28 protein-coding genes and 1 pseudogene are annotated in these 24,637 nt (G+C 70.1%); 20 read left to right on the top strand and 9 right to left on the bottom strand.

The features are described from left to right. Window positions 1-33: 33 nt before the first annotated feature. Window positions 34-1,059, bottom strand: coding sequence for a helix-turn-helix domain-containing protein (locus ACZ6S0_RS44265; RefSeq protein WP_465925486.1), 1,026 nt, complete (start codon window positions 1,057-1,059; stop codon window positions 34-36). A gap of 106 nt (window positions 1,060-1,165) precedes the next feature. On the opposite strand from ACZ6S0_RS44265, the gene ACZ6S0_RS44260 reads away from it, so the two are divergent. Continuing rightward, complete coding sequence (locus ACZ6S0_RS44260; RefSeq protein ID WP_465925484.1) at window positions 1,166-1,561, top strand: cupin domain-containing protein; 396 nt, start codon at window positions 1,166-1,168, stop codon at window positions 1,559-1,561. A gap of 365 nt (window positions 1,562-1,926) precedes the next feature. Then, window positions 1,927-2,328: a hypothetical protein gene (locus ACZ6S0_RS44255; protein WP_465925482.1), complete on the top strand. Its 402-nt coding sequence runs from the start codon at window positions 1,927-1,929 to the stop codon at window positions 2,326-2,328. Window positions 2,329-2,916: 588 nt separating this feature from the next. Here the strand turns inward: ACZ6S0_RS44255 and ACZ6S0_RS44250 are convergent. After that, window positions 2,917-3,126: a hypothetical protein gene (locus ACZ6S0_RS44250; RefSeq protein WP_465925480.1), complete on the bottom strand. Its 210-nt coding sequence runs from the start codon at window positions 3,124-3,126 to the stop codon at window positions 2,917-2,919. Window positions 3,127-3,219: 93 nt separating this feature from the next. Beyond that, on the bottom strand, window positions 3,220-3,516 hold the full coding sequence (locus ACZ6S0_RS44245) for a DUF4287 domain-containing protein (RefSeq protein WP_465925478.1): 297 nt from the start codon (window positions 3,514-3,516) through the stop codon (window positions 3,220-3,222). Window positions 3,517-3,904: 388 nt separating this feature from the next. On the opposite strand from ACZ6S0_RS44245, the gene ACZ6S0_RS44240 reads away from it, so the two are divergent. From ACZ6S0_RS44240 to ACZ6S0_RS44230, 3 genes and pseudogenes are all read left to right on the top strand, one after another. Then, window positions 3,905-4,270: a hypothetical protein gene (locus tag ACZ6S0_RS44240; RefSeq protein WP_465925476.1), complete on the top strand. Its 366-nt coding sequence runs from the start codon at window positions 3,905-3,907 to the stop codon at window positions 4,268-4,270. Then, window positions 4,267-5,076, top strand: a complete 810-nt coding sequence (locus ACZ6S0_RS44235) for a nuclear transport factor 2 family protein (RefSeq protein WP_465925474.1) — start codon at window positions 4,267-4,269, stop codon at window positions 5,074-5,076. The genes ACZ6S0_RS44240 and ACZ6S0_RS44235 overlap by 4 nt, the downstream gene beginning before the upstream one ends. A 995-nt stretch (window positions 5,077-6,071) precedes the next feature. Continuing rightward, window positions 6,072-6,266 (top strand): annotated as a pseudogene (locus tag ACZ6S0_RS44230) (recombinase family protein); the annotation flags it as partial. A gap of 174 nt (window positions 6,267-6,440) precedes the next feature. Here ACZ6S0_RS44230 and ACZ6S0_RS44225 read toward each other — a convergent pair. Continuing rightward, window positions 6,441-7,061: a hypothetical protein gene (locus ACZ6S0_RS44225; protein WP_465925623.1), complete on the bottom strand. Its 621-nt coding sequence runs from the start codon at window positions 7,059-7,061 to the stop codon at window positions 6,441-6,443. A gap of 87 nt (window positions 7,062-7,148) precedes the next feature. On the opposite strand from ACZ6S0_RS44225, the gene ACZ6S0_RS44220 reads away from it, so the two are divergent. Then, complete coding sequence (locus ACZ6S0_RS44220) at window positions 7,149-8,207, top strand: sensor histidine kinase (protein ID WP_465925620.1); 1,059 nt, start codon at window positions 7,149-7,151, stop codon at window positions 8,205-8,207. Continuing rightward, window positions 8,204-8,848 (top strand): response regulator transcription factor, encoded by a 645-nt coding sequence (locus ACZ6S0_RS44215; RefSeq protein WP_465925472.1) that lies wholly within the window; start codon window positions 8,204-8,206, stop codon window positions 8,846-8,848. The genes ACZ6S0_RS44220 and ACZ6S0_RS44215 overlap by 4 nt, the downstream gene beginning before the upstream one ends. Before the next feature lie 27 nt (window positions 8,849-8,875). Here ACZ6S0_RS44215 and ACZ6S0_RS44210 read toward each other — a convergent pair whose 3' ends face one another. The 3 genes from ACZ6S0_RS44210 to ACZ6S0_RS44200 all read right to left on the bottom strand — a co-directional run bounded on the left by ACZ6S0_RS44210 (window position 8,876) and on the right by ACZ6S0_RS44200 (window position 11,354). Continuing rightward, window positions 8,876-9,439: a TetR/AcrR family transcriptional regulator gene (locus ACZ6S0_RS44210; RefSeq protein WP_465925618.1), complete on the bottom strand. Its 564-nt coding sequence runs from the start codon at window positions 9,437-9,439 to the stop codon at window positions 8,876-8,878. Next, window positions 9,439-10,377 (bottom strand): oxidoreductase, encoded by a 939-nt coding sequence (locus tag ACZ6S0_RS44205; protein WP_465925470.1) that lies wholly within the window; start codon window positions 10,375-10,377, stop codon window positions 9,439-9,441. The genes ACZ6S0_RS44210 and ACZ6S0_RS44205 overlap by 1 nt, the downstream gene beginning before the upstream one ends. A 185-nt stretch (window positions 10,378-10,562) precedes the next feature. Then, the gene (locus ACZ6S0_RS44200; RefSeq protein WP_465925468.1) at window positions 10,563-11,354 is read right to left on the bottom strand and encodes a phytanoyl-CoA dioxygenase family protein; all 792 of its coding nucleotides are present in this window, start codon (window positions 11,352-11,354) and stop codon (window positions 10,563-10,565) included. Between the two features lie 102 nt (window positions 11,355-11,456). Between ACZ6S0_RS44200 and ACZ6S0_RS44195 the strand changes: the two genes are divergently transcribed. The 11 genes from ACZ6S0_RS44195 (at window position 11,457) to ACZ6S0_RS44145 (ending at window position 20,232) form a co-directional block, all read left to right on the top strand. Beyond that, complete coding sequence (locus tag ACZ6S0_RS44195; RefSeq protein WP_465925466.1) at window positions 11,457-12,338, top strand: helix-turn-helix transcriptional regulator; 882 nt, start codon at window positions 11,457-11,459, stop codon at window positions 12,336-12,338. A 244-nt stretch (window positions 12,339-12,582) separates the two neighbouring features. Beyond that, window positions 12,583-13,947 carry an ankyrin repeat domain-containing protein gene (locus ACZ6S0_RS44190; protein WP_465925464.1) on the top strand — a complete coding sequence of 455 codons (1,365 nt, stop codon included), beginning with the start codon at window positions 12,583-12,585 and terminating at the stop codon, window positions 13,945-13,947. Between the two features lie 272 nt (window positions 13,948-14,219). Beyond that, window positions 14,220-14,549 (top strand): PadR family transcriptional regulator, encoded by a 330-nt coding sequence (locus tag ACZ6S0_RS44185; RefSeq protein ID WP_465925461.1) that lies wholly within the window; start codon window positions 14,220-14,222, stop codon window positions 14,547-14,549. Between the two features lie 2 nt (window positions 14,550-14,551). Then, window positions 14,552-14,956, top strand: coding sequence for a DUF1048 domain-containing protein (locus ACZ6S0_RS44180; protein ID WP_465925459.1), 405 nt, complete (start codon window positions 14,552-14,554; stop codon window positions 14,954-14,956). Next, window positions 14,956-15,720 (top strand): ABC transporter ATP-binding protein, encoded by a 765-nt coding sequence (locus ACZ6S0_RS44175; RefSeq protein ID WP_465925457.1) that lies wholly within the window; start codon window positions 14,956-14,958, stop codon window positions 15,718-15,720. Before ACZ6S0_RS44180 ends, ACZ6S0_RS44175 begins: the two co-directional genes overlap by 1 nt. 9 nt (window positions 15,721-15,729) lie before the next feature. Beyond that, window positions 15,730-16,494 (top strand): ABC transporter permease, encoded by a 765-nt coding sequence (locus ACZ6S0_RS44170; RefSeq protein WP_465925455.1) that lies wholly within the window; start codon window positions 15,730-15,732, stop codon window positions 16,492-16,494. A gap of 11 nt (window positions 16,495-16,505) precedes the next feature. After that, window positions 16,506-17,714: a cytochrome P450 gene (locus tag ACZ6S0_RS44165; protein ID WP_465925453.1), complete on the top strand. Its 1,209-nt coding sequence runs from the start codon at window positions 16,506-16,508 to the stop codon at window positions 17,712-17,714. Window positions 17,715-17,758: 44 nt separating this feature from the next. Next, entirely contained in the window at window positions 17,759-19,120 is a 1,362-nt protein-coding gene (locus ACZ6S0_RS44160; protein WP_465925451.1) for a serine hydrolase domain-containing protein, read from the top strand. 95 nt (window positions 19,121-19,215) lie between these two features. Then, window positions 19,216-19,542 (top strand): PadR family transcriptional regulator, encoded by a 327-nt coding sequence (locus tag ACZ6S0_RS44155; protein WP_344875044.1) that lies wholly within the window; start codon window positions 19,216-19,218, stop codon window positions 19,540-19,542. Continuing rightward, window positions 19,539-19,895, top strand: coding sequence for a DUF1048 domain-containing protein (locus ACZ6S0_RS44150; RefSeq protein WP_465925448.1), 357 nt, complete (start codon window positions 19,539-19,541; stop codon window positions 19,893-19,895). Before ACZ6S0_RS44155 ends, ACZ6S0_RS44150 begins: the two co-directional genes overlap by 4 nt. 1 nt (window position 19,896) lies before the next feature. Next, entirely contained in the window at window positions 19,897-20,232 is a 336-nt protein-coding gene (locus ACZ6S0_RS44145; RefSeq protein ID WP_465925446.1) for a DUF1048 domain-containing protein, read from the top strand. Between the two features lie 9 nt (window positions 20,233-20,241). Here ACZ6S0_RS44145 and ACZ6S0_RS44140 read toward each other — a convergent pair whose 3' ends face one another. Further along, entirely contained in the window at window positions 20,242-20,883 is a 642-nt protein-coding gene (locus ACZ6S0_RS44140) for a DNA alkylation repair protein (protein ID WP_465925616.1), read from the bottom strand. A gap of 88 nt (window positions 20,884-20,971) precedes the next feature. Further along, window positions 20,972-21,991: a saccharopine dehydrogenase family protein gene (locus ACZ6S0_RS44135; protein ID WP_465925444.1), complete on the bottom strand. Its 1,020-nt coding sequence runs from the start codon at window positions 21,989-21,991 to the stop codon at window positions 20,972-20,974. Between the two features lie 103 nt (window positions 21,992-22,094). Here ACZ6S0_RS44135 and ACZ6S0_RS44130 point away from each other — a divergent pair, with 103 nt between their 5' ends. Continuing rightward, complete coding sequence (locus ACZ6S0_RS44130) at window positions 22,095-23,015, top strand: AraC family transcriptional regulator (protein ID WP_465925442.1); 921 nt, start codon at window positions 22,095-22,097, stop codon at window positions 23,013-23,015. A 160-nt stretch (window positions 23,016-23,175) separates the two neighbouring features. Then, window positions 23,176-24,624 carry an MBL fold metallo-hydrolase gene (locus ACZ6S0_RS44125; protein ID WP_465925440.1) on the top strand — a complete coding sequence of 483 codons (1,449 nt, stop codon included), beginning with the start codon at window positions 23,176-23,178 and terminating at the stop codon, window positions 24,622-24,624. The last annotated feature ends 13 nt before the right edge of the window (window positions 24,625-24,637 follow it).

Genomic DNA, 24,637 nt, shown 5'->3' with positions numbered 1-24,637 from the left:
GCGACGCGTCGTGACCATGGTGCGCCGGGCCGGTCATCCCGTGCTGCTGATGTGTCCGATCCCTGACGCCATCGAGGTGCCCGCGTTCGCGCGAGGGGACGGTCCGGTCCACTGAGCCCTGCTGGACTGCCCCGGGCCGAATCGCTGCCGGTACTCCAACGGAGTGAGCCCGATCTTGCGACGCATCAGCGCACGCAAATTGGCAGCGGTGCCCAGCCCGCTGTGCCGCGCGACCGTCTCGAAGCGCGACTCGCCCCGCTCGATCAGCCGGCACGCCAGGGCGAGTCGTTCCCCCGTGAGCCACGCCAGCGGTGTGGTGCCCATCTGCACTTGGAAACGGCGGTGCAGGGTGGCCGGGCTGACGGAGGCGCGCGCTGCGAGGTCGGACACCGTGAGCGGGTCGTCCAGATGCTCCTGGACCCAGGCGAGGATGGGCGCCAAGGACTCGTCCGGCACCGCAGGCATGGGCCGCTCCACGAACTGCCGTTGCCCGCCGTCGCGGTGGGCGGCGAAGACGAGCCGTCGGCTCACCGAGTTGGCGACTTCCGCGCCGTGATCGCCGCGTACGATGTGCAGGCCGAGGTCGAGCGCGGCTGCGCTCCCCGCGGCCGTGAGGATGTCGCCGTCGTCCACGAACAACACGTCTGTTTCGAGCCGGACGGCAGGGAAGCGGGCCCGGAAGGAATCTGCCCACTGCCAGTGCGCGGTGGCCTGGCGCCCGTCGAGGACCCCTGCCTCGGCCAGGGTGAAAGCACCGCTGCAGAAGCCGACCAGGCGGGCGCCGCGCGCATGCGCCCGCCGGATGGCATCGAGCACGGCGGTTCTTCGGGGCACCTCGACGTCGGGACGGTTCGGGACGATCAACGTGTCTGCCGATTCAGCCGCTTCCAGGCCGGTGACGTCCGTGAGTGTGAAGAACCTGTCCCTCATCATTGTGCGCGGCTCGGGGGAACACAGGCGAAAGTCGTAGAGATCGCGTCCGAGCTCGGGCCTGCGCAGGCCGAAGATCTCGGTCGCGCAGCCCAGCTCGAAGGGGTTGGAGTTCTCGTCCACGATCACGACGACCCGGTGTGGGCCGGCAGTATGGGCAACGTGCGAGGATCCTTGCGTCATGTGCTATTCCTAGCACTTACCCCAATTACGCTTGATGGACCAGGATCTATGCGTGAGCACCGAACCCGTTGTCCTCAGTAAGGCCCTCGCCTCCTTCGACGCCCTGTGGAGCCCTCGCATCGTCACGCGCGTCAACGACTACGACGTACGCATTGCCAAGGTCGAGGGCGAGCACATCTGGCACGTCCATGACGACACCGACGAGTTCTTCCTGGTTCTCGATGGGGAACTGCACATCTCCTTGCGTGAGCCCGGTGGGGAGCGCGCGGTCCGGCTCCCTGCGGGCGCGGTGTTCACCGTCCCTCGTGGCACGGAGCACAAGCCGTCTGCGCCCACCGGCGCCGCGATTCTCATGTTCGAGCCCACTGGGACACCGACGGTCGGCGACCGCCATGCCGAGATCCCTGACCACATCGACGCAACGACAGGGCACGCGCTCGGATCCTGAGGACGTACCTCTCCACCGCCGCCCAGGGATACCGGGTCAGGTTCGTCCGCTGCAGGTGCGAATCGGTATCGGCGGGGAACCCGCACGGGCGGAAAGGCCGCCGACAGTAATTGTTCGGACGGGCGAAGGGGGCTGCCAAACAATCCTCGGGCCACTATCTCTGGGAAGAGTCCCACGATGTCTCGATATGTCGCCGGAACGACACGTGGCAGGACTCGATTGCATCAATCAGTCGTGCCGTCATCCTCAATCTGAGGAGAATGATGTCTGTGCGCAAAAGCGCCGTCCTCGGTGCCGCCGTCTTGGCCGTCAACACTTCTCTCCCCCTCGCTCCTGCCGCCGCTGCGGTCGTCACCACCGAGGCGATGACAGCGCCTGCCGCTGTCGCCGGGTCGACCGTGGGGACCGCACGCGCCGGCGCGGAACAGTGGAGCAAGTGGTACACCGTCACGGTCAGGACCAGGCTCAGCACCGTCAAAGCCAGGTGCCGAAGCTATGTGAGCGTCAACACCGGATCCAAGATCAAGCTCCGCGCGTACATCGAATGCAACCGCAGAGCCGACCTCAACATCATCGCCACCGGGACCAGAGACGGCACCGCGGTCGGGAAGAGGCAGCGGGCGTGCGTCGCGACCTCCTGCGAGGCCGTCTCATGGGTGAACAACCGCAAGGGCGTGCAGCGCTGGTGCGCCACGACGTGGCCGATCACCAACAGCGACTGGGCGCAGGGCTACCGTAACCGGCCCAAGGCGTGCCTCAACTACTGATGACGCCAACGCGGTCCGGCCGGTCCACCGCCTGGCCGCGCTGGTGTTCTCGATCAGGCGGGCGAGTCTGGCCACCGGCGGAAGCTGATGTCTCGGTCCGGTGGCACAGAGATCATGCGCCTGGCGTGGCCGTCCGGCGGCGGTGCGGGGCGGCACCCGGCAGAGGCACGGCGCCGGGGGTGGCAAGCTTGTCGATGGCCGCGGCGGGCCCGCTCCGGCCGCCGGTCATATCGCGTCGTTGTAGCCGGGGAGGCGTGTCCGAGCAGGGCTTGCGCGGTGGCCAGGTCCACGCCGGCGTCGAGGAGTTCGCCGGTGAACGTACGCCGGAAGTCGGGCGCGACGAGCGGTGCAGCCAGCCGCGGAACGCCCGGAAGATCAGGTCCGACGAGCCCGCCCCGGCCGCGCCGTTGGGCGATCTCCGGCACCGGCCCCTCCGGGCAGGCGGGAGGAGAAGGGTACGCGCCAGCCATCCCTGATCCTCGCCCAGCGCATCGACCACGACGGGCGCGGGCGGGAACCAGGCGTCGAGCACGTCCGCCGGGACCTAAGACCGCGAACCACCGGCTGCTGTCGCGCCGTGACATCCCTCTACGCGAGCGGGGCTGTGGCGGATGCTTTCCGCTGGGGCTCGGTGCAGCCAGCATGGCGGTCACGACGACCACAACCGTGAGCATGCGGCCCGCCCCGCCCGGCCGCCAGGAGTGTCACCGGCAGCAGCCCGGCGCCCAAGGCCATCTCGTAGGACAGTGTCCACAGCACATTGGCCAGGTTCGGCACGTACATCAGGTTCTGCAGCATGCTGGCGTGCGAAAGGGGCCACCGGCCGACTGCCCCACCAGGGTGTGCAAGCTCTCCCATCCGACTGCCGCCGGCGATCTTCACATCATGGTGTCAGCTCGTCTGGGTGCGGTTGTTCTTCCCGTCCAGCCACAGCGTGTCGGACTCGTCGCTGTGGGAGCCGGAGCTGCCGACATGCTTGGCATCGATCTTCGAACCCTTTTTGATCACGTGCACCAGCGCCATCGCATGTCCTCGCCCGAGGTCATAGTCCTGCTTCAGCCATTCGATGATCGTCCCGGCCTTCGTGGACGGACCATCGAACCCGCGCTCCTTCGCCAAGGCGATGAACTCCCGCGGCGTCAGGCCGGTCTTGTCCTCGATGTTGTCCAAATACGCCTGGAACGACATGACTCTTTCCATTCCCCCGGGGACATTGCAGACATAGTGTCCCATTGATGGCTGTTTGCACGATCGAAGGGGTCGGAGCTTCATACCCGCCCCGCCCTCGCAGACCAACCCCGACGGACGTGGTCCACGGCGGACAAGCTCGAGTACGCTGCGTGCATGCGTGAGAACGGCGTGCCGTCGTTCCCCGCCCCTGACGCGAGTGGCGGTATCAGGCTCGACGACGACCCCAGCTCGGCGCAGTTCAAGAAGGCCGAGGAAGCCTGCGAGCGATACCAGCCGCAGAGCATCCGGAGCATGACTCCCAACACGACCGGCGGCGGCAGTTGGGCGCGATGCGCTGGGTGGCCATGCTGGCGGTGGTTGGCGCGCTGGTGGCCGGGGGTGTCTGGTGCCTGGGCGCCGACCGCTCGCCGCGCCCACCGCGAGCACCGTGCCCCAGAGCGCGGCCAGGGTCGGCGTGGCGCAGGTGATCAAGGACTCGCTGTCGGCCCGTACCCTGCGGAACGGCACGCTCGGCTACGCAGGCAACCACCAGATCGTCAACCAGGCCGGTGGTACGGTGGCCGAGCTGCCCGCCGTGGGCCAGGTGGTCACCGCGGGCAAGGTGCTCTACCGGGCCGGTCTCGGCCAGCTTGTTCAGCACGGTCCCGACGCTCATCCCGCCGGTGAAGCGCTGACGGCGTGCCCTTGCCCAAGTTCTCCGAGTCCACTGACACTCCCTGTCAGTGGACCGTCACTAGCGTCCCGTTCATGACTATTCACCTTGAAGAATTCGTCGACCGCTACGTCGCGGTGTGGAACGAGCCGGACCCCAGGCGGCGTCGCTCCGCGATCGCCGGGCTGTGGGTGCGGGACGGTGTGGAGTTCACTGACTCCGCCGAGTACCGCGGCCATCCGGCCCTGTACGAGCGGATCACCCTGGCCCATGAGCAGTTGGTCGAGGGGGGCGGGTTCGTGTTCCGCGCGGCCGGGGACGTCGTCGGACACCACGGCGGGATCCGTTTCACCGTCTACATGCTCCCGGCGGACGGCGGTGAGATCGCCTGGACCGGGTCCGTCTTCGTCCAGTTGAACGAGGACGGGCGAATCCTGCGCGACCACCAGTTCGGCGACCCGCCGCCCGCCGGGGTGGTCACCGGGAACGCGCCCGGGACCCGGGCCGTGGTGCGGGAGTACCTGCGTCGCTGCGCGCAGGGCGACCCCGAGCGGATCGCCGAGATGTACGCGGCCAAGGTCGACTGGCGGGTGAGCTGGCCGGTCGAGCGTCACCCGGACGTGCCCTGGATCCGCCCCCGATCCACCCGCGCCGACGTCGCCGACCATCACCGCACCTTCAGCGAGCACTGCCCGCCGGACGAGGGCCGGGTGTCGATCGACCATACGACGGTCGACGGCACGGACGCGGTGCTGATCGGTACAAGCTCGCAGGCGGTGAAGGCGACAGGAAGGCGTTTCGCCATGACGTTCGCGCTGCGCCTGACCGTCGAGGACGGCCTGATCACCCGGCACCACATGTACGAGGACAGTCTCGCGGTCGTCGAGGCGTTCCACCGATCCTGACCCGACGCCTTGCCGGGCACTGGGTCGCCGGGCTTCGCCCGCACGATTGCCCAATCAAACCCCCGCCGAGCAATCAATCGACGTGGACGTCCTCCTGAACCCGCTGTCGCGACGCAGCCACCGTTCACCAATCGTCGGAGACGCCCTCGATCAGGCTGAGGGCGCTGGCGGGAGCGCCAAGGGTGGAGGTCGGCAGGAACGGCAGCAGCGCGGTGGGGTTCTCGAGCGATCATGCAGGTCAGCGGCCCGGTCAGCGTTGCGGCACGTTAGGCAGGTGGGCCGAGAGCAGTAAGTGTTGAAGTGGCGCGCGCCGAAACGACTCAACACTCACGGTGTGCTGGTCGAGCCGTGGACCGGGGAAGATCCAGCGCGACATCTACGAGTTGCCGGTGTACATGTCGGCGATCGGGCTCTCGCGTCTGATTCACCGTACCGAGACGCCGAGCGCCGCGCAGATGGAGACCGTCCGCCGGGCCTGCCGCACGTCTGCTCTGCTGGAGCGAGCTACCACCTGGGCGTCCGTTCCGGCGGCGAGCCCGTGGGATGCTGACTGCCGGGTGAACCGCCCGCTGCTGATCGCCTGCCTGACGGCTACGGAGGCTGAGGACTGGCTGTGGCGCGCCCACCACCCCGGCCGGAGCAGGAAGTCCTTCTGGTACGTCGTCCTGCCGCACGCCGACCAGCCCGGCTACCAACGACCCGAGCCGGACGAACCGTCGTCGGTGGGCCGCATGCAGGTAGGCGAGAAATGGGCAGGGCGCGATATCTGCCGACCGACCCCGACCGGCCGACCGCCGACATCCGCATCGGCTACGCCCGGTACAGCTCACTCACCCAGGAACTCCAGTCGCAGATGGACGCCCTCGCCGTGCATGGCATCCCGCGGAAGAAGATCTTCTCCGAGAAGATCTCCACCCGGGTGAAGGTGCGCCCCCCAGTACGAGGCCGCGCTCGCGGTCGCCCGCGAGGTCAAGGCCCACGCGCCACACTGCCGGGTGACCCTCACCGTCCATGAGATGAAGCGCCTGGGCCGCGACGCCGCCGAACTCACCGCCCTGGCCGACCACCTGTCCACGCACGGCCTGGTCCTGGAGATGCGCGCCGGGCCACTGGCCGGCATCTACGATCCGGCCGGGCCGGGCCGGGTGCTGTTCGCGTTCTTCGCCGCCATGGCCGAGACCGAACGCGAGGCCAGCCGCGAAGGCCACGCTGGAAGGACTGGACGCCGCAGCCCGCAAAGGCAAGCACGGCGGCCGCCACCCTGTGATCACCGGCGACATGCTGCACACCGTGCCGCGCCGCAAGGCCGCAGGGGAAGGTCGGCCAGGACTTTGAGGAAGTGCGCCCGTGCCGTGCCGATCGGGTCAGTTGTTGCGGCGGCGTCGGTAGTAGGCGTAGGTGACGGCGGCGAGCAGGGGTCCCCACAGCAGCAGCGGGAGGTAGCAGAGGTAGTAGATCGCCGCCTCCCAGCCGCCTGCTTGGGTGGGGAAGCCGGCGGGAGTCGGCTCGCCTCGCAGGGTCACTCCGACCAGCTCGGTGACGACGGCGGCTGTCCACAAGACCGTCGAAGCCACGGCGCCGAGACCGGCGGGGATGACGGCGACCGACGTCGGCACTCTGCGGCCACCCAGCCCGGGAACCCAGCGCGGGAATCGTTCCCCCCAGGCGGCGACCAGTCCGACGGCCGCGAACGCCACCAGCTCCGACACGATCGACAGCAGGACGATGTAGGCCCGCTCGCCGAACGGGAGCCCGTCGCCGAACGCGGCCGGCAGTCGCCAGAGGCTGGACGGCAGTACGGTGAAGGGGACGGCGTAGGCGGCGATCCGTGCCCAGCGGGGGACCCCGGCCACCGGGGCATGGGCGGCTCTCCACACGCTGCGCGGCCGCCCGGTGGCCACCGGCGCGTTCATGGTCGATTCTGCTGTTGCGGTGGTCATGGCAGCCGGCAGCGGCGCGCCGAGGATCCGATCAGTTCTCGTCATGCCGATCACGCTAAGAATGACCGGACCCGGCCGCCTCCCCCTGGCGAGGGAGTGCGCCAGACGGGCCGTCGGCTAACGTCGATCGTCGTGAAGCACCAAATCGTTCTGGCCGTGCGGGCCGGGATCTACCAACTGCTGGGCGCCGCGCTGCTGACTCCGGTCGCCGTGGTGCTCGGCCTGCCGATCCTGACCGAGTGGACGCCGGGGCGCGTGCTGGTGTTGTGGGCGGCCTGCCTGCCGGCCTCCGTGCTGCTTGCCCTGACGCCGCTGATGCGGCGTCTGGAGGCGGCCGCGTTGTCGGAGCTGCTCGACGTCGAGGTGCCCAAGCGGGCGGACCGCGTCTACCTGGTGGTGCTGACCAGCGTGCACCTGTACGGCGGTGGCACACTCAGCGCGGGCATCCTGGCGCTGACGCCCGGACTGGTGTCGCTGCCTGAACTGGCGCGGGCGGGGCTCGGCGAGCCTGCCGAAGTGCTCCTGATCGCCGCCACCGTGCTGACCGTGATGGTCGCCGCGGGACTCGGCCAGCGCTGGGCGGCGCGCCGGCTGCTGCGCACCGAGCCATCACGCGTGATCGACGAACTCGGCCGCCGCCAGAGTCTCGCCCTGGAACTGCACGACTCCGTCGGCCACGCCCTCAGCGTCGTCCTCGTGCAGGCGATGGCCGCCCAGGCGGCACTGCAGCGCACCAAACCCGCGCTCGCCGTACAGTCGCTGGAGCACCTGACGGCCACCGCCCGCAACGCCCAGCAGGACCTGGACGTACTGTTGAGCGTGCTCGACGACGGCGGCACCACCGAGACCCCCACGCTGGAGGCCCTCCACACGCTCACCCGCGGCCTCGACGTGCACATGAACGTCATCGAACACCTCGGCAAGGTCCCGGCCGCAGCCTCGCGCACGGCCTTCGCCCTCGCGCGGGAGGCGCTCACCAACGCCCTGCGTCACGGGCGCGGCCCGGTCACGCTGGACGTCGCCGTCGGCGCCGACCTGGTCCTGACGGTGGACAACGCGGTCGCGGGCAGCCCCGGCGGACAGGGGCGCGGCCTGACCGGCATGCGCATGCGGGCCCGCCTGGCCGGCGGCACGTGTACCTGGGAGGAGGCGGACGGGACGTGGCGCGTTCAGGCGAGGCTGCCGCTGTGATCCGGGTCGTCCTGGCCGACGACGAGAAGCTGATCCGTTCGGGCTGGACGACCATGCTGTCCCTCCACGACGACATCGCGGTGGTGGGCGAGGCGGGCGATGGTCGCGAAGCCGTCGAGGCCGGCACCGGCGCGGACGTCGTGCTGATGGACGTTCGCATGCCCCGCATGGACGGCCTGGCCGCGACCCAGGAGCTCGCCCGCCGTTCCCCGGCGACGCGCGTCATCGTGGTCACCACGTTCGAGAACGACCAGTTGGTCTGGGGCGCCCTGCGCGCCGGCGCCGCGGGCTACGTGCTCAAACGCGCGCCCGCCGACGAACTGGTGGAGGCCATCCGGCTGGTGCACTCACGCGACGCGCTGCTCTTCCCCGACGCGCTGCGCCGCATCGCCTCCCCGCACGTCGGTACAGCCACGCCACGCGTGCCGGTCGAGCTGACCCCTCGCGAACTGGACGTCCTGCGGCACATCGCGCTCGGGCAGAACAACGCGGAAATCGCGGCCGCCCTGCACGTCACCAAGGAGACGGTCAAGACACACGTCGGCAATGTCCTGGGCAAGCTCGGCGCTCGCGACCGCACCCAGGCGGCCGTCCTGGCCTACGAACTCGGCCTCGTCTTCGCCGGTGCCCCGGATCCCTGAGGCGGGCGACGCCGGTGCTCGCGGTGGTCACTCGGGTTGGCTGACGGCCCGCCAGCAGGCGGCGGATATCTCATCGAGCTGGGCCTGGGTAAGCTCGACGCCACCTGCGGCCAGTCGGACGGCGGGGCTGAGGGAGAGTTCGTAGAGGACGTCGGTGGGCAGCGGAAGCAGTCGCCCGGCGAAGACGGGCAGGGCGACTTCGGCCACAAGCGGGTCGTTCCCGTCGGCGAGGGCGGACTGGTGGGCGGGGCCGCGGTAGGGCGAGTGCTCGACCTGCAGGAGGAACTGAGCGTGGTCCGGGTGCGCTCGCAGGTACCGGTAGCAGGCCTGCCACAGGGCGTGGAACCGGTCCTCGGCGGAGAGGCCCGGGTCCAGCCCTCGGGTGACGGCCCGGCCGAGCTCGGCGTTTGTCTCGGCATACGCGGCCAGCACCAGTTCGTCCTTGGACGAGTAGTGGGTGTAGGCGGTGCCGGTGGCCACACCGGCCTCCCGGGCGATCGCGCTCATGGAAGCGCCATGGAATCCGTTCCGCGCGACCAGGCTGCGCAGGGCCGCGCGGACGGCTGCCGCCTTGTCGGCCGGCGCCCCCATCACGCGCCGGCCGCAGTGCGGACCACGAGCGCGACGCCGGTCTCGCGCTCGGACACTTCCCAGAGCTTCGCGACGGCCCGGTCCATCCCGATCCTGCGCAGGACCGGCTTGCGGACCGGGGCGCCGTTGTTCACGAACACCGGCCCGTAGAACTCCCCGCCCTTGGCCGCCGGGTCCGTTGCGGCGCGTAGCTGCGGCAGCGCGCCGTCGTCGGGGGACATGCCGGTGCGCTGGGCCATGGCGTGGAAGAACCGCTGGGAGGCGCCGCCGCCCGAGCCCTGCACACTGACTGCCTGCAGGTCGGTGTTGGACAGACCCGGGTGCGCGATCAGGCTGGCCGTTCGCGCGCCCGCCCGCTCCAGCTCGCGCTGCAGCCCGAGCCCGAAGTGGAAGTTGGCCAGCTTCGCCTGGCCGTAGGCGCGCCAGGGCCCGTAACGGCCCTCCAGGTGGGGATTGGCCACGTCGACGGCGCGGCCCGCGTGGTGGGCGGTGCTGGTCACGGTCACGACGCGGGATCCGGGCGTGCCCAGCAGCGCGGGCAGCAGGAGCGCGGTCAGGGTCCAGTGGCCCAGATGGTCGACGCCGAACTGCATCTCGAAGCCGTCGACCGTCCGCGCCTCGGCGATCGCCATCACGCCCGCGTTGTTGACCAGGAGGTCGAGACGGTCGTGAGAGGCCAGGACCCGCCCTGCCGCCTCCTTCACCGACGCCTGCGAGGACAGGTCGAGCGCGACCACCTCCAGTGAGGCGTCCGGGACGGCCGCCCGGATCTCCTCGACCGCGGTGGCCGCCTTCTTCTGGTTGCGGACGGCCATCACGACATGCGCGCCCTTGGCCGCCAGGCTTCTGGCGGTCACCAGCCCGAGCCCGCCGTTGGCACCGGTGACGAGGGCCGTGCGGCCATGCTGGTCAGGGATGTCGGTTACGGTCCAGCCCATCTCACACCTCCGAATGAATGTTCATTCATGCTATGTCGGCTGTTCTCCAACGGCAAGCCGGGCAGCGGAGACACTCCCGGCCAAGCCAGGGACAGCCCGCAGTTCCGCCACTGCCTACAACCCTGCGACCGCATGGTCCCACGGCAAAACGACCTCGCCGTTTGACATCCAACGTCCAGAGATGTCTATGCCCAGGGGCGCGGGAAGGTGTCGCCGTCCAGCGGGTCGCCCGCGGCGAGTCCGAGAGGGTCGGTCACGACGTGCTCGCTCCCGCTGTAGCGGGTCGCCGCGTCCATGTAGATAGTGACGTGTGCGAGACGGGCCCGGTCGGTACGGTTGGGCAGCGCCATGTGGCCCGTGTACCCGCTGTGGAAGGTGCAGTCGCCGGCCCGCAGCGGCACGGTGACCCGAGGGATCCAGCGCAGGGACGGGTCCATCTCGAACAGGTCCTCCTCGTGGTGGAGGTCCTGCGGGCGCAGCCCCGTACGGTCCTGGGTGCCCGGCAGGAAGGTCATGCAGCCCCGTTCCGGCGGAACGTCGACCAGCGCGATCCACGCCGACAGCGGCAGCCGGTCGCCCGCATGCGGCCAGTACGGACGGTCCTGGTGGAACTCCGTGGCGGCGTTGTTGTGCGGCGCCTTGACCAGCATCTGGTCGTGCCACAGCCGCAGCGGGAACCCGGCGAGCTGCTCGGCGATCCGGCCGAGCCGCCGGTCGAAGGTCAGCTCCCTCAGCGTCTGGTCGCGTTCCCAGACGTTGACCAACTGGCTGAAGACGGCCTGCTTCTCCAGGCTCTCCGTGCGATGCGCCGCCAGGAACGCCTCGGCGCTCGCGCGGAAGCGCTCGACCTGCTCGGGTTCGAGCACTCCCCTCACTCGGACGAAACCGTGCTCACGGTACGCCGCCACGAGCCCGTCCCGCACTCTGCCATCGGCGTCGACGTCGCTCGCGAACCGCCCTGTCTCGGTCGTTTCCATCACTGACCTCCAAGGTTTCTGGTCTCTGGACACCTGTAAGCCTCGTCGTTACGGGCCCCCTCGGGCTAGGCCGATCCCAGCCTTTGGTCGTACGATTCCGACATGCCTGCCACCCTGCACGAGTACGCGCTGTTCGCGGGGAGCCCGGTCATGGCAGGGGTCCACCACCTGACCTCCGGCATCGAGCAGCACGCGCACGACTTCCTCGAGATCGCCGTGATCGGGACCGGTCACGGCCGGCACGTGACCAGCCGGGGCGCGCACCCGTTGCGGCGCGGGCAGGTCGTCGTGCTCCGGCCCGGTGCCTGGCACGGGTTCGCGGACTGCGCCGGCCTCACGGTCGCCAACTGCTGCCTGTCCGCCCAGGCGCTCCGGGCCGAGCTGGCGGCCCTGTACGACCTCCCGATGCTGCGCCGGCTGCTCTGGACCGACCCAGTCGCCTCGGGCACGCACGGCGTGGCCGTCACGTCCGTCGATCCGGCCGCCGCCGATGCGGCCATCACGGAGATCGGCCTGCTCGAACAGGACCTTCGCGCCGGGCGGCGGCGGCCGGGCCGCGTGCTCGGCCGGTTGGTCACCGTGCTCGGGGTCCTGTCCGACGGCCGTGAGCCCGAACGAGAGACGGAGTCCGCCGTCCACCCCGCCGTCGCCGACACCGTCGCCCGGATCGAGGCGGAACCGGCCCATCCCTGGCGGCTGGACGACCTCGCCAGGGCGGTCAATCTCGATCCCGCCTATCTCGGCCGGCTGTTCAGGCGGTACGTCGGGTTGACGCCGCTGGGCTTCCTGGCCCGGGTGCGGGCCGAGCGGGCCGCCACGCTGCTGGCGCACTCGTCCCTGCCGACGGCTCGGGTCGGCGCCGCCGTCGGCTGGGACGACCCGACGTACTTCGCCCGCCGCTTCCGTACGCTGGTCGGGCTGACGCCCGCCGAGTACCGGCGGCGCAGCCGGTCAGCCGCGGCGGACGAGCACCGGAATCCCTGACGGCCTCCCCGCGGTCGCTCTCCCCCACGCCCGCCGACGTCGCCTTCATCGCCCAGGAGGTGACGGCGGCACTTTCCACCGGTTGCCTCCCCACAGAGCCGATCACTACTCTGGACGGAGCGTGCGAGGGCGCTGCCAGTCCGCGGGCAGGGACTTTCCCACCTCGAGCAGCACTTCGACGCACCGGACAGGACCGACCTCTTTCCGGCCGAGCGAGCGGACCTCGGCGACGAAGGAGGTTGCGATGTCCGATCGTCATTTCGAGCTGCCGGCCCATCCGAACCTGGAGTACTACCGCAAGCAGGCCAAGCACCTGCACCGCACGTACGAGACGGGCGACGCGGCAGCCGAGGCCCGGGTCGCTGAGGTGCTGGGCGACCGGGCCGCCGAACGGTTCCTGCTCAGCGACGCCCAGTTCGTGCTCGCTCAGGAACACGGATTCCGGACCTGGGCCGATTTCCGCGCTCACATCGAGGGCCGCGGCACGGCCGAGGACCGGCCGGTCTCCCGTCTCATGGGGATCCGGCCGGGCGCGTACGTCTCGATGGCCGACCGTCTCCTCGCCGACCTGCGCCGCGACGACCCGGGCGCGCTGCGACGACTGCGGGCCTACGTGCCCAGGCACACCACCGCGACCTCCACAGAAACCGTCGAGCTCCGGGACGCGCGGCTGATCATCGCGCGGGAGTCCGGCTTCCCGACCTGGCGAGAGCTCCTGTCGTTCACCGAGAAGTCCAGGCGCGATCTCGACGAACGCCAGGAGAAGCGGCGGCGGCTGCACCGCGAGGCCGAAGCCCTGCTGGCCGGTGACCTCGATCGGCTGGCCGCGCTGACCGCGGAGCAGGCCGACACCCTGCTGGAGATGCTCGCGGGCCCCGAGACGATCCCCGGTGTCCGGCTTGGGAAGCGGCTCGGCGTGCCGCGCGCCGCGGTGGAGGTCCTGATCGGCAAGGCCACCCGCCTGGACGCCCCGCTCATCCAGGCTGTCCGCTCCGATCGGGTCGAGTATGTGGCCCTGCTGCTCGAAGCCGGCGCCGATCCCGGCGCCCGCCTCTGGGGCGGCACTCCGCTGGAGAACGCCATCCTCTCTGGCGGTACGGAGATCGTCGACCTGCTCGCCGGGCGCGGGATCGTCCCGCGGGCGCTGTGGACGTATGCCGCCTGCGGCCGGCTGGATCTCGTACGGGCCTGTTTTGACGCGGACGGCAGGCTGCGTCCGGACGCCGCGTCGGCGCGCCCCAACCTCGCGGACGCCGGCGCCGGCTTCCTGTCCAGGCTGCCGGCGACCGAGGATCCGGAGGAGATCGTCGGGGAGGCGTTCGTGCACGCCTGCCAGCACGGCCGGATCGAGGTCGCACGCTGGTTCCTCGACCGGGGTGTCGACCCCGACGTCGCGCCCTGTCTCGGACGGACCGGCCTGCACTGGGCGATCCCGGGCGGCCATCTCCAGGTGGTCCGATTGCTCCTGGAGCGCGGCGCCGACCCGTCCATCCGCGACGATCTGTTCCAGGCCGACGCCGACGGCTGGCTGCACATGTCCCACGCCGCTCACCCGCACGATCCCGTGACTCAGCAGCTCCATGACCTGATCGAGTCTCGATCGCGCTGAGCCGCGGCCGCGGGTCCGGGGTCGTCCACCTCGGGGGGAACGCCCCAACGCCCCGGTTCGAGTGCTCCGTGTCAGCGCGGTGACGGCCCGGTGTCAGCGCGTCCGGCGATGGTTGACGCCATGGACACCCCGCACGGACGGCGATCAGGCCGCACGCACTCACGCTCAGGGCTCCGGCTCGCACCTCGACTATTCGGTGTTGCTAGGTACTGGTAGTCAGTGTTACTTTGTACCGGTAGTCAGCAACACCGAGTAGCCGAAGGGGGATGACGATGAGCGGGCAACTGACGGAGATGCTCAAGGGAACGCTGGAGGGCGTCGTCCTGGCGATCCTGTCCGGCCGGCCCGCCCACGGCTACGAGATCACGGTGTGGCTGCGCGACCGGGGCTTCGCCGACATCGCCGAGGGCACCGTCTACGCCCTGCTGGTCAGGATCGAGCAGCGCGGCCTGGTCGACGTACGGAAAGTGCCGTCGGAGAAGGGGCCGCCGCGCAAGGTGTACTCCCTCAACACCCAGGGACGGAAGTACCTCGACGAGTTCTGGAACACCTGGAGCTTCCTGACCGAACGACTCCAACAGCTTCGCAAGGGAGGCAAGTAGACGTGGCCGACGAACCGAAGAGCCGCTATCTGCAGTACCTGGAGATCGTCACCGGGTCACTGGAGGAGAAGAAGCGCTATCGGCAGTACAAGGCGCGCATCAAACGACTTCCGGAGAACTACCGCACGGCGGTCGAAGCGCTCGAGCGGTACCTGATGCACTTCGGGCCGGCCGACGGCGACGGCGCGATGGCGATGTACGACGACCTCGCCGAGCTGTTCGAGCAGAGCGCCGCCGACCGGACCCCGATCCGCGACATCTTCGGGGACGACCCCGTGGAGTTCGTCGAGGCGTTCATGGCCAACTACCCCCTCGGCCAGTACCGGACCCGGGAGCGCAACCGCTTCACCAGCGCCATCGACCGCGCCGCCGGCGAGAACACCGCAAGAAGAGACAGGACAGACTGATGACGACACAGCAAGCCCCGGCGATCCAGGTGCACGGCCTGGAGAAGTCCTACAAAGACCTGCGAGTGCTGCGCGGCGTGGAGTTCACCGTGGCGCGCGGCAGCATCTTCGCCCTGCTCGGCTCCAACGGGGCGGGCAAGACCACGGCCGTGAAGATCCTGTCCACGCTGCTCAAGGCCGACGCGGGGATCGCCCGCGTGAACGGCTTCGACGTCGCCACGCAGGCGGCCGACGTACGGGAGTCCATCAGCCTCACCGGACAGTTCGCCGCCGTGGACGAGATACTCAGCGGGCGGGAGAACCTGGTGCTGGTCGCCCGGTTGAGGCACCTCGCAAACCCCGGCAAGGTCGCCGACGACCTGCTCGCCCAGTTCTCGCTCACCGACGCGGGCGGCCGGAAGGTGTCGACGTACTCGGGCGGCATGCGACGCCGTCTCGACATCGCGATGAGCCTCATCGGCAACCCGCCGGTGATCTTCCTCGACGAGCCCACCACCGGGCTCGACCCCCAGGCCCGCATCGAGGTCTGGCAGGCCGTCAAGGACCTGGCCGCCGGCGGCACCACGGTGCTGCTCACCACCCAGTACCTGGACGAGGCCGAACAGCTCGCCGACCGGATCGCGATCCTGCACGAGGGCCGGATCATCGTCAACGGCACCCTGGACGAGCTCAAGCAACTGCTGCCGCCCGCCAAGGTCGAATACGTGGAAAAGCAGCCGACCCTCGAGGACGTCTTCCTCACCCTCGTCGGCACGAAGGCATAAGGAACAACGATGACCAAGCACTTCTTCGGCGACACCACCGTCCTGCTGGGACGGTCACTGCGCCACATCACCCGCAGCCCGGACACCATCATCACGACCGCGATCATGCCGATCGCCATGATGCTCATGTTCGTCTACGTGTTCGGCGGCGCGATCAGAACAGGGTCGGACACGTCGTACGTGAACTACATGCTGCCCGGCATCCTGCTCATCACGGTCGCCTCGGGCATCGCGTACACCGCGTACCGGCTGTTCATGGACATGCAGGGCGGCATCTTCGAGCGCTTCCAGTCGATGCCGACCGCGCGCTCGTCGGTGCTGTGGGCACACGTGCTGACCTCGCTGGTCGCCAACCTGGTCTCGCTCGTGGTCGTCATGCTCGTGGCCCTGCTCATGGGCTTCCGCTCGAGCGCGGGAGTGCTGGCGTGGCTGTCGGTAGCCGGCATCCTGATCCTGTTCACCCTGGCGCTGACCTGGATCGCCGTCATCCCCGGCCTGTCCGCCAAGACCATGGAGGGCGCGAGCGCGTTCTCCTACCCGCTCATCTTCCTGCCGTTCCTCAGCTCGGCCTTCGTGCCCACCGCCACCATGCCCGGCCCGGTGCGCGCCTTCGCCGAGCACCAGCCGGTGACCTCCATCGTCAACGCCGTCCGCGCCCTGTTCGCCGAGCAGCCGGTGGGCGCCGACCTCTGGATCGCCCTGGCCTGGTGTGTCGGCATCCTCGTCGTCGCCTACGTCTTCGCCATGAACGCCTACCGCCGCAAGATCTCCTAGAAGGAAAGATCATGACTGAACCCCTCCACACCCTCACGGCGATGCCGACCGAGCGTCAGCCCGGCTGCCCCTTCGACCCGCCCAGGGAACTGGTCGAGGCCCGCGAGCAGAGCCCGATCAGCCGCTTCCCCTTCCCCGACGGGCACCAGGGCTGGCTGGTCACCGGATACGACCTGACCCGGTCGATCCTGGCCGACCCCCGCTTCAGCTCCCGCAAGGAGCTGATGCGCCACCACCCGACCATCGACTACGGCGACATCGAGGTCCCCCCGGCGCCGCCCGGCGAGTTCCTGCTGATGGACGAGCCCCAGCACGGCCGCTACCGCAAACCGCTGGTCGGCAAGTTCACCGTCCGCCGGATGCGGCTGCTCACGGAGCGCGTCGCGCAGATCACCGCAGAGCACCTGGACGCCATGGAGAAGGCCGGGCCGACGGCCGACCTGGTCACCGCGTTCGCCAAGCCCATCCCCGCCATCGTGATCTGCGAGCTGCTGGGCGTGCCGTACGAGGACCGGGACCGCTTCCAGGAGAACATCGACAAGTTCCTCGGCGGCGAGGTGGGCGACGAGGAGCTGATCGCCGCCTACCTCGCGACCCAGCAGTACCTCGCCGAACTGGTCGCCGCGAAGCGCGCCAACCCCACCGACGACGTGCTCAGCGACCTCACCGACAGCGACCTGACCGACGAGGAGCTGAAGGGCATGGCCCTCATCCTGCTGTCGGCCGGATTCGACACCACCGCCAACATGCTGGCCCTGGGCACCTTCGCCCTGTTGCGGAATCCGGAGCAGCTCGCCGCGCTGCGCGCCGACCCCGGCCTCGCCGAACAGGCCGTGGAAGAGCTGCTGCGCTACCTGTCGGTCGCCAAGCAGTTCCACCGGGTCGCGCTGGAGGACGTCGAGCTGGGCGGCCACACCATCACGGCCGGCACGACCGTCATCCTGTCCCTCAACACCGCCAACCGCGACCCAGAACGCTTCCCCGACCCGCACACGCTCGACCTCCACCGGCGGGACGGCGGCCACCTGGCCTTCAGCCACGGCATCCACCAGTGCCTGGGCCAGCAACTCGCCCGCGTCGAGCTGCGCGTCGCCCTCCCCGCCCTGCTCAGCCGCTTCCCCACGCTGCGCCTGGCCGTACCGGCCGAAGAGGTCGCGCTGCGCCCGGAGGCCGCCGACATCTACGGGGTCAAGAGCCTCCCGGTCACCTGGGACGCGTGACAGGAACTCCCCCGATCCTCAGCTCCACGGAAAGGAATCGCAGCATGAAGGACACGACGAGCGGGACACCTGAACCCGGACACGTCGGGCGCCGGACCGTGTTGAAGGGCGTGCTGGGCGCCGGTGCGCTCGCCGGCACTCACGCCGCACTCACCGGCCCCGCCAACGCCTCCGTGAGCGGCGGGCGTGACGGTGGCGAGCGCGGTGTCGAGCACGGCTGGGGAAAGGTCGCCGACGCGTTCCGCGCGAACTTCAAGAACCCTGGCGAGGTCGGCGCGGCGTGCAGCGTCTACGTGGGCGGCCGCCCCGTCGTCGACCTGTGGGGCGGCCTCGCCGATCGCGAGGCGAACCGGCCGTGGCGCGAGAACACGATCGTCCAGGTCGCATCCACGACGAAGGGCGCCACCGCCATCTGTGCCCACCTGCTGGTCCAGCGCGGTGAGCTGGATCTGGACGCCCCGGTGGCGCGGTACTGGCCGGAGTTCGCCGCCGCAGGCAAGGAGCGGATCCCGGTGCGCTGGTTGCTGTCGCACCAGGCCGGCCTGCCCATCGTCGACGGACCGCTGACCTTCGAGCAGGCGTGTGACTGGCACCCGGTCATCCGCGCGCTGGAGGCCCAGCGGCCGCTGTGGCAGCCGGGCACCGAGCACGTCTACCACAGCGTCACGTACGGGTTCCTGGTCGGAGAGGTCGTACGCCGGATCACCGGCAAGTCGCTCGGCACCTTCTTCGCCGAGGAGGTGGCCGCCCCGCTCGGACTGAGCGCCTGGATCGGACTGCCCGAGAAGCAGGAGAAGCGGGTGGCCCGGCTCCACGACGCCGCCCCGTTCAGCGTGGAGGAACTGCTGGCCGGGCTGATCGCGACCACCGGGCTCGACGCGGACACGGTCACCGCCTGGGTGAACGCCGTATGGGCGCCAGGCTCGGTCCAAGCCCGCGCCGGCGAGCTGGGCGGCGCCCTGACCACCCCCGGATATCACACCACGCGGGCCTGGCGCGCCGCCGAGTTCCCGGCCGCGAACATGCTCGCGGACGCCCGATCGGTCGCGCGCATGTACGCCGCCACGGTCAGCCACGTCGACGGGGTCCGGCTGCTCAACCGGTCCACGGTCGAGCGGATGACGGACGTGCAGACCGACACGACACCGATGCACGGGCTGCCGCCGGGCCTGAACCTCCCGGCCGACCGCTCCTTCTACATGTCGCTCGGGTTCTGGCGGGCCTGCCCGCCGCTGCCGTTGACCGGTCCTGGCTCGTTCGGACACCCGGGCTCCGGCGGGTCGATCGGCTTCGCCGACCCCGACAGCGGTGTCGGCTTCGGCTACGTCACGAATCTCTGGAACTACCGGCCCGACGACCCTCGGGTGACGAACCTGGCCAAGGCCGTCCGCTCCTGCCTCGGATGACGGAGAATCCCTGCGCACCGGTGACGCGGCACCACGCGCATGGACCAGCTACTCTGTGCTACAGAGTACCAGGAGGAGGCGGAAGTGGACCGACGATGGACGGCCTGACGGAGATGCTGAAGGGCACGCTCGAGGGCTGCGTGCTCAAGGTCATCGACAGCGAGGAGACCTACGGGTACGCCATCACGCGTCGGCTGAACGAACTCGGCTTCGCCGACGTCGTCGAGGGGACGGTTTACACCATTCTGCTGCGGCTGGAGAAGAACGGGCTCGTCCAGGTGACGAAACGACCGTCCGGGCTGGGCCCGCCGCGCAAGTTCTATGCGCTCAACGACGCGGGCCGCGAAGAACTCGCGACGTTCTGGGCGAAGTGGGAGTACATCACATCACGCATCGACAAGCTCAAGGAGGGCGGGAGATGAGCTTCTGGGACACCATTACCGGCAACGATCTCACCAGGGAATGGAAGGCGTTCGAAGCTCGGGCCGAGGCGTTGCCGGCCGACTACCGGGCGGCGTGGGAACAGATCAAGGGTCACCTCTTTCCCTACGGGGACTTCACCGGCCGAAACCTGATGCCGATCCTCGACGGCGCCCTGGGGCTGCTGGAGGAGACGGCGGCCGACGGGCAGAGCATCCACGAGGTGCTGGGTGACGACATCGGGGGCTTCTGCGCGGCGCTGGCCGGCGGCGAGGGGGCCAGGACCTATCGCGACCGGTGGCGTGAGCAGTTGAACAGGAACGTCGCAAGGAAATTGGGCCGGCTAGGAGGCTGACGTGGGCATCCAGGACATCATCGAGGGCAAGAAGCAGTGGCGGGCGCACATGGCGCGGGTCAAGGCGCTGCCGCGGGACTACCAGATCGTCTACAAGGAGATCCAGAGGTACTTCTTCAAGGTCGGGCCGATCGAGCTGCTCGACGGGTCCCTGCTCTCAGGGATCCTCGACTTCTTCGAGGAGGGCGTCGCGGCCGGCAAGGGAGTCCTGGAACTCATCGGCGACGACGTCGCCGCCTTCTGCGACGAACTGATCAAGGACTCGCGCACCTTCGCGGACATCTATCAGGAGTCCATGGGAAATCCCCCAGGGCCGCAGCAAGGCACTGGCGCGTGACGAGACGCCTCAAGCCTGCTGGCGGCGTACCATCTCGGTGATCCAGACGGGCGCGAACGGAGACGTGCAGCCCGGAGAGGTCGGGTAGTCCTTGAGCACCTCCAGGCGCTCGCCGATGGCGAGCGCACGGGCGCGGTGCCCGGCGTGCTCGATCCCGATGTGGGCCAGGCACTGGTTCATCGCCCACTGCAGGCGGTCGGGGGCGTCCTTCATCTCCGCCTCGATGACGTCGAGCAGCCGGGGGAGGTCGAGGCCCTCCGGCTGCCTCGTCACGCGCTCGGCGGTCAGCGCCCACCCGGCGCTCGCGACCACCGGATCCGGATCGGCGAACCAGGCCAGTCGCAGCTCTTCGCAGTGCCGGGACTTCTTCACCACATAGCTCACGAGCCAGTCGTGCACCTTGGGCGTACGCGCCGCGCGCAGCATGACGTCCAGTTCGTCACGCTCGAACGCCTTCGGGCGGCAGATCAGGATCGCCAGCAGTCTCGCCGCGGTGTCACCGGTCTCCCACAGCCGGTACGCGAGCTCCTGCTGCGTCTTCAGCCGCTTCGCGATCGCGCGCAGCTTGCCGAGGTTCACACCGTGGTCGTCGCCGTGTCTCTCGTTCACCTCGCGAACCTTCGGGTCCTCGATGCCGGCCAGCTCGGCCATCACCCCGGCCACAGTCGTCTCGGCCACCTCAGCCTCCTGTCCGTCACCTGCGAGATTCAGCCTAGACGGAAGCCGGGGCTCCCGCCGGTCAGGCCCGTTCGACGCTCCAGGTCACGCCGAACGGGATCAGGAAGTCGAGGAAATCGGCCGGGTCGAAGACCTGGGCCGGTGTACGGGCGCCCGTGGGGCCTCCGTCCACGACCAGACGGCGCGCGCCCTCCACGGCGATCACCGCGGTGAGCCGGTAGGGGTCCGTCCCCGTGACCCAGCCGCGGGCACGGTTGCCCGTGAGGTCGGTGGCCTCGGCCGTCATGAGCCATCGGGCGGCTCTGCGAGCCTCCTCCTCCGGGACCTCCGGGATGCTTTCGACCACGTCGGCGGTCAGCCCCGTGAGGAGGTCCGCGACCTCGGCGCGAATGGCACTCCGTACGCGGCCGACGCGCAGATGACGGGGCGCCATGACGACCCCGGGAAGCGCGAAGGCCGACACTTCCGCCTCCGCCCGTTCCCCGGGCACGGTGAGGACGGCACGGCCGGCCACCTCGTCGGCGGGATGCCAGGCGCCGTCGGCGTACTCGAGCGGGGACCGCACGCCGACCTCGGCCATCGACCGAGCCGTCCCACGTGACGCCACGCCGGGCGGCCGCAGGTCGGCGATGAGCAGTTCGTCCAGCGGCCCGCCGCCGAGGCACGCGGCGGTCAGGGCGGCGATGAGGTCGCCGGGCCCGCCGTCGTCCGCCATGGCGGGGACGATCGTCACGCTGGAGTCGGCGTAGGAGTCGAGGATGTGCTTGATGTAGCCCTGTTCTCCCGCGGTGTCGACGTACGGGCAACCCGCGGCGACGGCGGCCCGCACGACCGGCTCGCCCCGGGTGGTGAACGGCCCCGCGCAGTTCACCACGGCATCACAGCCGCGGAACGCGGCCGCCAGCCTCTCCGGGTCGTCGAGCCCCGCGACCCGGACGTCGGCCGCCCCGTACTCGGCGGCCCGCTTCCTGAGCCGCTCCTCGTCCCGGCCCACCAGCACCGCCGGCACGCCTCTGCGACGCAGTTCGGCGACGACGAGCCCACCGGTGAATCCACTCGCACCATAGACGGCAATCTTCATGTGAATCACCGTAGGGTGCCGCCAAGAGACACCCAATGACCGCACGTCCACGGTCCATATCCGTCCGTCTCATCACCGCCGCTCCGTCTGTACGATCGATCGCATGGACGTGCTCAGCGACGCGATCACCGCCATGCGTCTCGGGCGGCCGCACTCCTCGCGTACGGTCTGGCGGGCTCCCTGGGGCGTCCGCTTCCAGCCGCAGGCGGGCGCCGGGTTCCACGTGATCCTGCAGGGCTCATGCTGGCTGATACCGGTCACCGGGGAACCGGTCGCGCTCGGCGTCGGAGACGTCGCGTTCCTGCCCCGCGAACTCGGCCACGCCATCGCGGACGCCCCGACGACACCGCTCACCTGGGCGCGCTCTCCCCTGTCCCCGCTGCCTGAAGGCCCTGCGCCCGTGGACGGTCCCCGCACGGAAATGCTGTGCGGGGCGTACCTGCTGGACCAGTCGCGGGCGCACCCGCTGCTCGCGGGGCTCCCCGACGTCGTTCACCTGCCCGCCAGGATCGGCCGCCACCCCTCGCTCCGCGGCGCGATCGAGCTGCTCGGTCAGGAACTCGACGGCGGGCCCCGGCCGGGCGGCGACGCGGCCGTGCTCGCCCTGCTCGACGTGCTGCTCCTCTACATCCTGCGCGCCTGGTACGACGACCGGCCCGCCGAGGTGGCCACGGGATGGGGCGCGGCGCTACGGGACCCGGCGGTGCTGGCGGCGCTGCACGGCATTCACGAGCAGCCCGAACGGCCCTGGACCGTACAGTCGCTGGCCGACCGCTCCGGCCTGTCGCGGGCCGCGTTCGCCCGCAGGTTCTCGGAGCTGACCGGGTCCGCTCCCATGGCCTACCTCACGTGGTGGCGCATGACCATCGCCGCGCGGCTCCTGCGCGACACCGACCTGACGGTCCGCTCCGTGGCCGCACAGGTCGGCTACACCTCGGAGTTCGCGTTCGCCCGCGCGTTCAAGCGGGAGCTGGGCGCCGCCCCGGGCCACTACCGCGACACCACTGACGTCAACCCTGGCTGAGGCCCGCGCTGTCGCGGGCAAGCTGACCGCCCCCGCGTTCCGGGTCGCCCCGCGCGCGAAGGGGCGCGGTCGGCTCTGACCTGCGTTGCAAGATCCTGCAGCCGGTTCTGCAACCACTCCACCTGCCTGGCTCCCCCTCGGGGCCGCCATTCTGTGGCGCATGGAACGTTCTGACGTCATCGACACCTGCACGCGTACGGCATCGCACGCCGACCGGCGCGAGCGCATCTGCGATCCGCGAAGGCTCCAGATGAACCAGAGAATGCGCCGCCTTCTCGCCGCGGGCGCCGCCGGCGCATGCGCGATCACGCTGGCGGCAGGCTGTTCGAGCGGCGCCAGTTCCGCGGCGCCGTCCGCGACGGACGACGGCACGACCGCGGCGCTGTCCGCGAAGAGCGCGGAGCCGGGACGCTTCGCCTCGGCCGACCCGGGTTCGGTCAACACCTACTGGATCCAGGCGCCGGAGGGCCTGGTCCTCATCGACACGCTGCGCACGCCGGCCGACGCCAGGAAGGCGGTGGCGGAGGTCAAGAAGATCGGCAGGCCGGTCGCCGCCATCCTGCTCACCCACTCCCATCCCGACCATGTGGGCGGCGCGGGCGCCTTCAAGGAGGCGTTCCCCCAGGCCCCCGTCTACGCGTCGAAGGAGACCGACAAGACGATGCGGGAGGACGAGCGGGGCTTCTACCCGCTGGCCCGTACGGCGAACGCCGACTTTCCCGCCAAAGTCACCTACGCCGACAGGACCTTCGAAGACGGCGCGCCGTTGCAGGTCGGCGGCCTGCGCTTCGAGACCGCCACGTTCGCCCATGGCGAGTCCGACACCGCGACCGTCTTCCACCGCCCCGACACCGGCGATCTCTTCTCGGGCGACCTGGCGACCGGCAAGGTCACGCCCGCGCTGATCGAGGGGACGAGCTGCGGCTGGCTCCAGGTCCTCGACGAGCTGGGCAGGCGCTTCTCAGGGGCCGGGACGATGTACCCGGGACACGGCGTCGCGGGCCCGGCCCGTACGCTGATCGACGAGCAGCGCCGGTACCTGCTGCGGTTCCGCGGGCTGGTCCGTCCGGCCGCCGCCCCTGACTCGCCCGAGGGCAGGACGGTCAGCGCCGGCGAGCAGAAGTCGATCACCGCCGAGATGGAGCGCGACTACCCCGGCCATCCGCCGGTCGCGGACCTGCCGACCCTCGTGGAGGAGAACATCAAGGCCGTCGCACGGGAGCTGTCCGCCGAGGACCCCGCGAACACCCCCGCCGTCTGCGCGGACCAGCCCCAGGAAGCGGCGGACGGGCTGCTGGCGCCGGTGAGCGCCTACGTCACGGCGGTCAACGGCCGGGACCTCGACGCGCTGGCGGGGGCGTTCGCCGCCGACGCGGAGCTCGTCGACGTGGGGCGGCGCTTCAACGGCCGCGCCGAGATCCGCGCCTGGGCCGAGGCCGAGGTGATCGGCGGCACGCTCACGGTCATCAGGGTCGCCGAGAACCGGCCCGGCCACCAGCGCCTCCTCGTGCGCTTCGCCCCTGGCGGCCAGGGCGGCTTCGAGGCCAACTACGCCTTCACCGTGGACGGCGCGTCCATCACCAAGGCCGAACTGACCTACGCGAACTGATCGAAGAGGCGAC

This window comes from Nonomuraea sp. NPDC051298 (assembly GCF_055586305.1).
Note: the sequence above shows the minus strand (reverse complement) of the source record. Positions and strands in the feature narration are given on the sequence as shown.

What these genes read in the sequence shown, in the direction of transcription:
- ACZ6S0_RS44255 (WP_465925482.1), top strand. Translation starts at nt 1,927, where the DNA reads ATGACAGCGCCTGCCGCTGTCGCCGGGTCGACCGTGGGGACCGCACGC.
- ACZ6S0_RS44250 (WP_465925480.1), bottom strand. Translation starts at nt 3,126, where the DNA reads ATGCTGCAGAACCTGATGTACGTGCCGAACCTGGCCAATGTGCTGTGG.
- ACZ6S0_RS44245 (WP_465925478.1), bottom strand. Translation starts at nt 3,516, where the DNA reads ATGTCGTTCCAGGCGTATTTGGACAACATCGAGGACAAGACCGGCCTG.
- ACZ6S0_RS44235 (WP_465925474.1), top strand. Translation starts at nt 4,267, where the DNA reads ATGACTATTCACCTTGAAGAATTCGTCGACCGCTACGTCGCGGTGTGG.
- ACZ6S0_RS44225 (WP_465925623.1), bottom strand. Translation starts at nt 7,061, where the DNA reads ATGACGAGAACTGATCGGATCCTCGGCGCGCCGCTGCCGGCTGCCATG.
- ACZ6S0_RS44210 (WP_465925618.1), bottom strand. Translation starts at nt 9,439, where the DNA reads ATGGGGGCGCCGGCCGACAAGGCGGCAGCCGTCCGCGCGGCCCTGCGC.
- ACZ6S0_RS44205 (WP_465925470.1), bottom strand. Translation starts at nt 10,377, where the DNA reads ATGGGCTGGACCGTAACCGACATCCCTGACCAGCATGGCCGCACGGCC.
- ACZ6S0_RS44200 (WP_465925468.1), bottom strand. Translation starts at nt 11,354, where the DNA reads ATGGAAACGACCGAGACAGGGCGGTTCGCGAGCGACGTCGACGCCGAT.
- ACZ6S0_RS44195 (WP_465925466.1), top strand. Translation starts at nt 11,457, where the DNA reads ATGCCTGCCACCCTGCACGAGTACGCGCTGTTCGCGGGGAGCCCGGTC.
- ACZ6S0_RS44190 (WP_465925464.1), top strand. Translation starts at nt 12,583, where the DNA reads ATGTCCGATCGTCATTTCGAGCTGCCGGCCCATCCGAACCTGGAGTAC.
- ACZ6S0_RS44185 (WP_465925461.1), top strand. Translation starts at nt 14,220, where the DNA reads ATGAGCGGGCAACTGACGGAGATGCTCAAGGGAACGCTGGAGGGCGTC.
- ACZ6S0_RS44175 (WP_465925457.1), top strand. Translation starts at nt 14,956, where the DNA reads ATGACGACACAGCAAGCCCCGGCGATCCAGGTGCACGGCCTGGAGAAG.
- ACZ6S0_RS44170 (WP_465925455.1), top strand. Translation starts at nt 15,730, where the DNA reads ATGACCAAGCACTTCTTCGGCGACACCACCGTCCTGCTGGGACGGTCA.
- ACZ6S0_RS44165 (WP_465925453.1), top strand. Translation starts at nt 16,506, where the DNA reads ATGACTGAACCCCTCCACACCCTCACGGCGATGCCGACCGAGCGTCAG.
- ACZ6S0_RS44160 (WP_465925451.1), top strand. Translation starts at nt 17,759, where the DNA reads ATGAAGGACACGACGAGCGGGACACCTGAACCCGGACACGTCGGGCGC.
- ACZ6S0_RS44155 (WP_344875044.1), top strand. Translation starts at nt 19,216, where the DNA reads ATGGACGGCCTGACGGAGATGCTGAAGGGCACGCTCGAGGGCTGCGTG.
- ACZ6S0_RS44150 (WP_465925448.1), top strand. Translation starts at nt 19,539, where the DNA reads ATGAGCTTCTGGGACACCATTACCGGCAACGATCTCACCAGGGAATGG.
- ACZ6S0_RS44140 (WP_465925616.1), bottom strand. Translation starts at nt 20,883, where the DNA reads ATGGCCGAGCTGGCCGGCATCGAGGACCCGAAGGTTCGCGAGGTGAAC.
- ACZ6S0_RS44135 (WP_465925444.1), bottom strand. Translation starts at nt 21,991, where the DNA reads ATGAAGATTGCCGTCTATGGTGCGAGTGGATTCACCGGTGGGCTCGTC.
- ACZ6S0_RS44130 (WP_465925442.1), top strand. Translation starts at nt 22,095, where the DNA reads ATGGACGTGCTCAGCGACGCGATCACCGCCATGCGTCTCGGGCGGCCG.
- ACZ6S0_RS44125 (WP_465925440.1), top strand. Translation starts at nt 23,176, where the DNA reads ATGGAACGTTCTGACGTCATCGACACCTGCACGCGTACGGCATCGCAC.